This window comes from Azospira restricta (assembly GCF_016858125.1).
GTDB lineage: Bacteria > Pseudomonadota > Gammaproteobacteria > Burkholderiales > Rhodocyclaceae > Proximibacter > Proximibacter restrictus.
This window is the reverse complement of record NZ_CP064781.1, coordinates 2,484,739-2,491,157: the sequence shown is the minus strand read 5'-3', so window position 1 is coordinate 2,491,157 and position 6,419 is coordinate 2,484,739. Positions and strand designations below refer to the sequence as shown.

4 protein-coding genes and 3 tRNA genes are annotated in these 6,419 nt (G+C 56.4%); 2 read left to right on the top strand and 5 right to left on the bottom strand.

Annotated features, from left to right (window positions below):
- Positions 1-310: 310 nt before the first annotated feature.
- Both IWH25_RS12205 and IWH25_RS12200 read right to left on the bottom strand, forming a co-directional pair.
- Entirely contained in the window at positions 311-1,213 is a 903-nt protein-coding gene (locus IWH25_RS12205; protein ID WP_238998886.1) for an efflux RND transporter periplasmic adaptor subunit, read from the bottom strand.
- A gap of 1,072 nt (positions 1,214-2,285) precedes the next feature.
- A protein-coding gene (locus IWH25_RS12200; protein ID WP_203386070.1) for an IS3 family transposase occupies positions 2,286-3,397 on the bottom strand; the annotation gives its coding sequence in 2 pieces (ribosomal slippage) (positions 2,286-3,139 and positions 3,139-3,397; 1,113 coding nt in all).
- Between the two features lie 858 nt (positions 3,398-4,255).
- On the opposite strand from IWH25_RS12200, the gene IWH25_RS12195 reads away from it, so the two are divergent.
- A complete protein-coding gene (locus IWH25_RS12195; RefSeq protein ID WP_203386069.1) occupies positions 4,256-5,476 on the top strand; it encodes a tyrosine-type recombinase/integrase in 1,221 nt (406 codons plus the stop codon).
- A gap of 48 nt (positions 5,477-5,524) precedes the next feature.
- Here IWH25_RS12195 and IWH25_RS12190 read toward each other — a convergent pair.
- From IWH25_RS12190 to IWH25_RS12180, 3 genes are all read right to left on the bottom strand, one after another.
- Positions 5,525-5,600 (bottom strand) — tRNA-His (locus IWH25_RS12190).
- Between the two features lie 8 nt (positions 5,601-5,608).
- Positions 5,609-5,685, bottom strand: a tRNA-Arg gene (locus tag IWH25_RS12185).
- 71 nt (positions 5,686-5,756) lie between these two features.
- A tRNA-Pro gene (locus tag IWH25_RS12180) sits at positions 5,757-5,833 on the bottom strand.
- A 151-nt stretch (positions 5,834-5,984) separates the two neighbouring features.
- On the opposite strand from IWH25_RS12180, the gene dksA reads away from it, so the two are divergent.
- Positions 5,985-6,410, top strand: a complete 426-nt coding sequence (gene dksA, locus IWH25_RS12175; protein WP_203386068.1) for an RNA polymerase-binding protein DksA — start codon at positions 5,985-5,987, stop codon at positions 6,408-6,410.
- The last annotated feature ends 9 nt before the right edge of the window (positions 6,411-6,419 follow it).

Below are 6,419 nucleotides of genomic sequence, written 5' to 3'. Positions count from 1 at the left end.
GGGGCTAAGTCCAAAATTCTTCTGACGGTCTGGGCGGTCGTTCTTATCGGCAGACTTGCGCATATTGAAACCCCTTCTGAAGATTAGCCGGCACCCATTTCTGCCGGATGTAACTGGTCAATGATTCCGAATCAGGGTCGGCAGCAAAACGAATTTGCTACCGCCCTCTGTGGTTTTCCTTTGGCATCACTCAGAACGCACGAGAAGCGACACGAGTACACCGTGCAGCTTGCAATTCGAGCGGTCGATATTTGGAGCTGAAACACGCATCAATTTTTGTGCATCAAGTAGGACCTTGTGCGCTCAGGCCCTACTGGTTCGCGGATACCGATGATTTATTTCTGGACATGGAAGCCGGCAATTCAATACCAGTCAGAGCAGTCCGGCATTTGATCCCTGCGGGAATCTCCAACTTGGGATTGGGCAGATCGAGGAAAACAACAAAGGTGCCACTCGCCGCATCGATCACTTTGTCGATACTTCTAACCTTCGCCGCATAGCGCCCCTTGGCGTTCGTTTCCGGAGTCACTTCCACCGACATACCGACCGTCAATTTCCCGAATACTTCTTTCGGCAGGATTACGTGCACGCGAAGTGGATCGAGCTGCGCGACTTTGAGAATGGCTTTTCTGGATGAGCCGAGTTCGACAACTTCACCCGGATAGGCAAGCTGGTCGACCACAACCCCATCGAACGGACTCCGAATCGTTCGCAGCGCCAGCAGCGCTCCTTGCTGTTGATATTCGATACGCGCCAAGTGTTTGTTGTCTTTAGCGACGACGAGCTCTGCCTCTGCCAGCGAATATTCGGCTTCGGCATCATCTCTTTCCTGCGGAGACATCAATTTTTCCGCCGCCATGTCTTTCCTGCGGACGAATTTCCGCTTGGAAAATTCGAGCTTGCTTTCTGCCATACGAACTGGACCGAGCTGCTCGGATTTGTAACGCGCGAGTTCCGTAGATGCCTGTTCGGCGCGTGATTCCAGCTGGGCCAGAATTTGCCCCTTGCGAACGATGTCGCCGCGCTTGACGGTTACTTTCTCGAGCAGCCCACTCACCGGACTCGCAAGCTCGATCAGCTGGTTCGCCTCGATCAGACAATCGAAACCTGTCGCATGCGCAGAAGCCCAAAGCTGCGCGCCGCCAAGAGCCGTGAGGAAAATACCCCTTACCAAACCCAGGAATGCAAACTTAACCTTGTGAAACAGATGCACGGCCCCTCCCAGAGCGGGATAACCCTTCTTCCAGATCGGAGTGGCGGCAATTGACGGCGCTCTCCAGCCCAGAAATGGGCCACCAAAAACAAATGTGCCCGACCAAAGGAATCAAGAGGCACGGCGAAGGGCCGTGAATAGGACAAACGTTGCGAAACGATTTCGTCGAACGATAGGCGCAGAGCCTACTGGCGCATTCCAAAAGCCAAAGTAGCTTTTGGTGCCCCACCTCCTCCTGTGGCGATTTTTGTGTCTTGTTTGTTTCTTGTTATTCGGAAGCGGCGAATCTACTGACGGTATCACAACGTGTCAATATGTCTTTGGTATTAATAAGAGAATCCTTAAATGCTTGTGTTACAAGAACAATGTATCTTGGCAAATTTATGTATCAAAATGAGCTTGATTTACGAACTGGTGAGCTCCCGCATGGTCGGAACAGTTATTTAACATATTCCCAATGGCCAACCGCTTTCATGGCAGGTTCTTGGGATATTTCAACTACTCACGCAGCGATATGCGCATCCAAGTCACTGGCCCGGATTCAGCCGGGCGCATCAATCGTATCCCTTGGCTTGTTTGGTGTTGTTCACCTCGCACTCTGAGCCCTATAGGTGGGATTGCTCCCCTGATCCCACCTATGTAGGTGGGACGGCTGATCGAGAGCGCAAAGGCAAAACATATTCTGTGTTACCGGCCCCGGCGAGAGGTTTTTGGGGCTCGTTCGCAGGTGGGATCAGGGGTCCAATCCCACCTATATAGGTGGGACAGCTCGCTGAACGTGTGGGGCGAGGCTGCAACAAAATGCGGCGTTACCGACTCCAGCGCACAGGTAATTTCGGGCTTGTCTGTAGGTGGGATCGGGGGTCTGATCCCACCTTATAGGTGGGATTGCTATGCGACTTCGGCTCCGCGGAACAGAAATGACAATTGACCGAGTTGATGGTTCGTAGGTGGGATCTGGGGTCCAATCCCACCTATATAGGTGGGATTGGCTGATGGATTACGGGACGCCGCTGAATCTCTGCGCTTATAGGTGGGATCAGGGGTGACCTGCCTGAATTCTTCGGGCCACTCATTCCTGGAAAATGGCTCCCGGTTTGGTGGTTGAAAGACACTGCTTCTTGAATGCCGCCGGAGTCTGGTTGCCCAGGCTCGAATGCGGACGGATTTCATTGTAATGCTGACGCCATTGATCGATTACGACCTTGGCTTCCGTTCGGTTCCTGAACCACTCCATCGACAGGCATTCATCCCGGAACTTGCCGTTGAAGCTTTCTGCCATACCGTTCTGCCACGGCTTGCCGGGGTCGATCAGTGCCATGTCGAGATTCTCGTTGGCCGCCCAGCGCAGCAGCGCCCGGGAAACGAATTCGGGGCCGTTGTCCGAGCGCAGAATCTTGGGCGCACCGTGCGTGCTGATGAGTTGTGACAGCACCTCGATCACTCTCCCGGAACGAATCGAACCGGCGACATCGATCGCCAGGCTCTCTCGCGTGTATTCATCGACGACTGTCAGACACTTCAGCTGCTGACCGTTGGCGCAGGCGTCGAATACGAAGTCGTAAGCCCATACCTGCCCGGCTGCAAGCGGCGCTTGCGGCCGGGGGCGAGACAGCGCAATCCGCTTTCTTGGCCGCTTCCGCGGCACCTGCAACCCTGCCTTGCGCCACAGGCGCCAAGCCCGGTCAGTACTCATCCGCTGCCCCTGGCGTTCGAGAAAGACCTGAATGCGCCGGTAGCCGTATCGTGGGTACTGTGCCGATAGGATGCGCATGGCCGCCAGTGCCGGTGCGTCCTTCTTCTGCATGCGTGATTCGTAACGGAGCGCCGATCTCGCCGTACGGGTCAGCGCACACGCTTTCCGCTCCGACAGGCCACGCCCCTTGGCGTACTCTGCCTGCCGGCGCCGGGCGGGTGCGCTCACCATTTTTTTGCGTTGATCTCCTTCATGATCTCGACTTCGAGATCACGTTCGGCCAGCAGCTTCTTCAGCCGGGCATTTTCCTGCTCAAGCTGCCGCAGCCGTTTCACTTCATCGGCATTCATCGAACCGAAGCGCTGCCGCCAGCTGTAGATCGTTTGTTCGCTGATGCCGTGTTTCTTCGCTACTTCGGCAACCGAACTCTTGTCCGCTTCACGCAGGATCGCGACGGTCTGCGCTTCCGTAAATCGGCTCTTTCTCATGACTCCCTTTCTTCAAGGAAGCCATCTTCTCAAGTTTCAGCTGGTCCGAAAATCGCCGGGCAGGTCAGACTGGCGCTACTGACATGTTTGGGCCGGCGCATTTTGGGCTCCGAATTCCGCCCTCCCGTTTCCCGAGGTAACTCTTCCGGGTTTATCAACGAGGGCGTGGATGTGATTTCAGCGTCCAAGGTAGTTCTGTACTTCGATCACTATTCATGTGGCTGCACACTTGCATATGGGTCTGTACATATCTTGATGGCGGCTTTCAGAAGGCGATGCCACCTTATTAGCAGCCCCCCAATGCCAGAAAGAGGCTCCACATGCGAGCCGAACAATACTAAGCGGAATTAACGATTGTCGAAACGCGTCCTCCGATGTCGCGTTTCTCTCATTATCTGCGTCCCTCGGTCGCTATCCTGAGATTGCGTCACACGAAATGTCTGGGCGTCCAGCAAACTTAAGCGACGCGGTGCTCAGCCGCGCCGTAGTGGTGTTCTGCAGACTGATCTACGTGGATTATTTTTTCAACAGCGAAGCAAAGATGGCAACAAAAAAGCAAAATTCGAACGAATCGAGCGCCGAACGCCATCCTCGCTGTGGCGGAAATTTTGAAATGTTGAGAGCCCCGCTCCTGCAGCAAGTAACCCTGCTACCTCGCGGAATCCGTGCAAAAGAAGCGCCGGCGTACCTTGGAATCGACCGCAACCGGTTTAACAAATTCGTCAAGCCGAAGTTAGTCCCGGTCAAATGGGGACACCGCACCGTCTGCTACGACCGGATTGACCTAGACCGTATCTGGGAGGAAATTAAACGCCGCAACGGGCGTCCTGGTGCATCGACAGATACTCAGGAGGAATCATGCCAAGACGCTCAACCGGCATCCGCCAGGCGGAAGACGGAACGTGGATCATCGACAAAGTTGTCCTCGGCCAGCGCATTTTCAAACGCACTGGATCGAACAATCGCCAACTCGCGGAAACGTTCCTAGCCACCCGGGAGGCCGAAATCCGGCGCGGTGCGCTGCTCGGCGAACGCCAGAAGCGCACCTTCCGCGAGGCCGCATTGCGGTACGTGGAAGAGAACGCGCACAAGCGGGGAATCGCGCGTGAAGTGCTGGCGATCAAGCAGGCCGATCCGTTCATCGGGGAGACCGCCATCGATCGCATCTACAGCGAAACGCTCGAGCCCATGAAGAAGGCGCTCGCCGAGAAAGGCGCCAAGAAAAAGACTGGCCTGAAGGCTCGCAGCATCAACATCATTCTCGACACGGTCGCGCGCATTCTGAAACAAGCGGCGCGCCGGTGGCGAGATGAGAACGGGCAGACGTGGTTAGCGGAAGCCCCGATCATCGACAAGCTGCCGGAGACCGACAAACGACAGGCCTACCCGCTGTCGTGGGCCGAGCAGAAGTTACTGCTGTCTGAGATGGATGGCGAAATAGCGAAAATCGCCCTGTTTCTGCTAAACAGTGGCGCGCGTGAGCAGGAGCCGTGCAAGCTGCAATGGGATTGGGAAGTTCCAATTCCAGAACTCGGAACGTCTGTCTTTGTGGTGCCGGCCGACTTCGGCGGCAGAAGCGAAGCAGCTGGCGTGAAGAACGGAGAGGATCACCTGATCGTCATGAACAGTGTGGCTAAATCCGTCATCGACGGGCAGCGCGGAAAAGATGACTGCTACGTGTTTCCGTCGCCGAAATTGAAAGGCGGCAAGGTAGGACCGCGGCACCGGCTGAACAACTCCGGATGGAGGAATGGGCGGAAACGGGCTGCGGAGCGGTATCGGGACGAAATCGGCAAGGAAGCCCCTGAAGGTTTCAAGTACGTCCGAGTGCATGACCTGAAGCATACTTACGGCAGACGAATGCGCGCCGCCGGCATCGCGTTCGAAACCCGCCAGGTGCTGCTGGGCCATACCAATGGGTCGGTGACGACCCATTACTCGGCAGCCGAGATCAAGGAACTGATCGATGCGGCCGAGCGGGTATGCTTCAGCCAAGAGGATGCGCCGACGCTGACGCTGATCGTGAGCAATGCGAAGTCACGCAAAACTCACGCAGGCGACAAGAAGGCGGTGGCATAGGACGGAAAGAAAAAACCCCGCAAGCCTTGCGGCTGCGGGGTTTCATGGTGGGGCGACATACCGGGATCGAACCGGTGACACCTGGAATCACAATCCAGTGCTCTACCGACTGAGCTAATGCCGCCGCTGTCTTGGCGCGCCCGGCGAGACTCGAACTCACAACCCCCGGCTTAGAAGGCCGGTGCTCTATCCGGTTGAGCTACGGGCGCGGGTCAAATCTCTCCAGACGATACTGCTGTCTTGCTCGGATACTGCTTGCCAGGTACAACTGCTACGAATCTGGTCGGGGCGGTGGGATTCGAACTCACGACCCTCTGCTCCCAAAGCAGATGCGCTACCAGGCTGCGCTACGCCCCGAGGAAGCGCGCATTATAGAGAGTGAGGCGGGGCCGGTCAATCGCAAAACATCGGAATTTCTCTTTCCCCGGCGCTGGCTTGCACCCCCACTCTATTTCTGCTATTAAAGCAGCTTTTCCAAAACGGACGCACTCCGAAAGATCCCCAAAAAATGGCTGAAGAACTGCTCCATAAACATTTCACGCCCTACGTCCCGAAGAAGGGCGAGGAGTACATGAACACCAAGCAGCTCACGCATTTCCGCAAGATCCTGGAAACGCTGAAGCAGGAGCTGTCGGAGGATATCGATCGCACGGTGCATACGATGCAGGACGAGGCCACGGTCTTCGCCGACCCGAACGACCGCGCCAGCCAGGAAACCGACATGGCGATCGAGCTCAGGAACCGCGACCGCGAGCGCAAGCTGATCAAGAAGATCGACGAGACGCTCGGCCGCATCGACGAGGGCGACTACGGCTACTGCGACAAGTGTGGCGTCGAGATCGGCATCAAGCGCCTGGAAGCGCGCCCGACGGCGACGCTGTGCATCGACTGCAAGACGCTGGAAGAACTGCGCGAGCGCCAGGTCGCCAAGTAATCGCCCGTC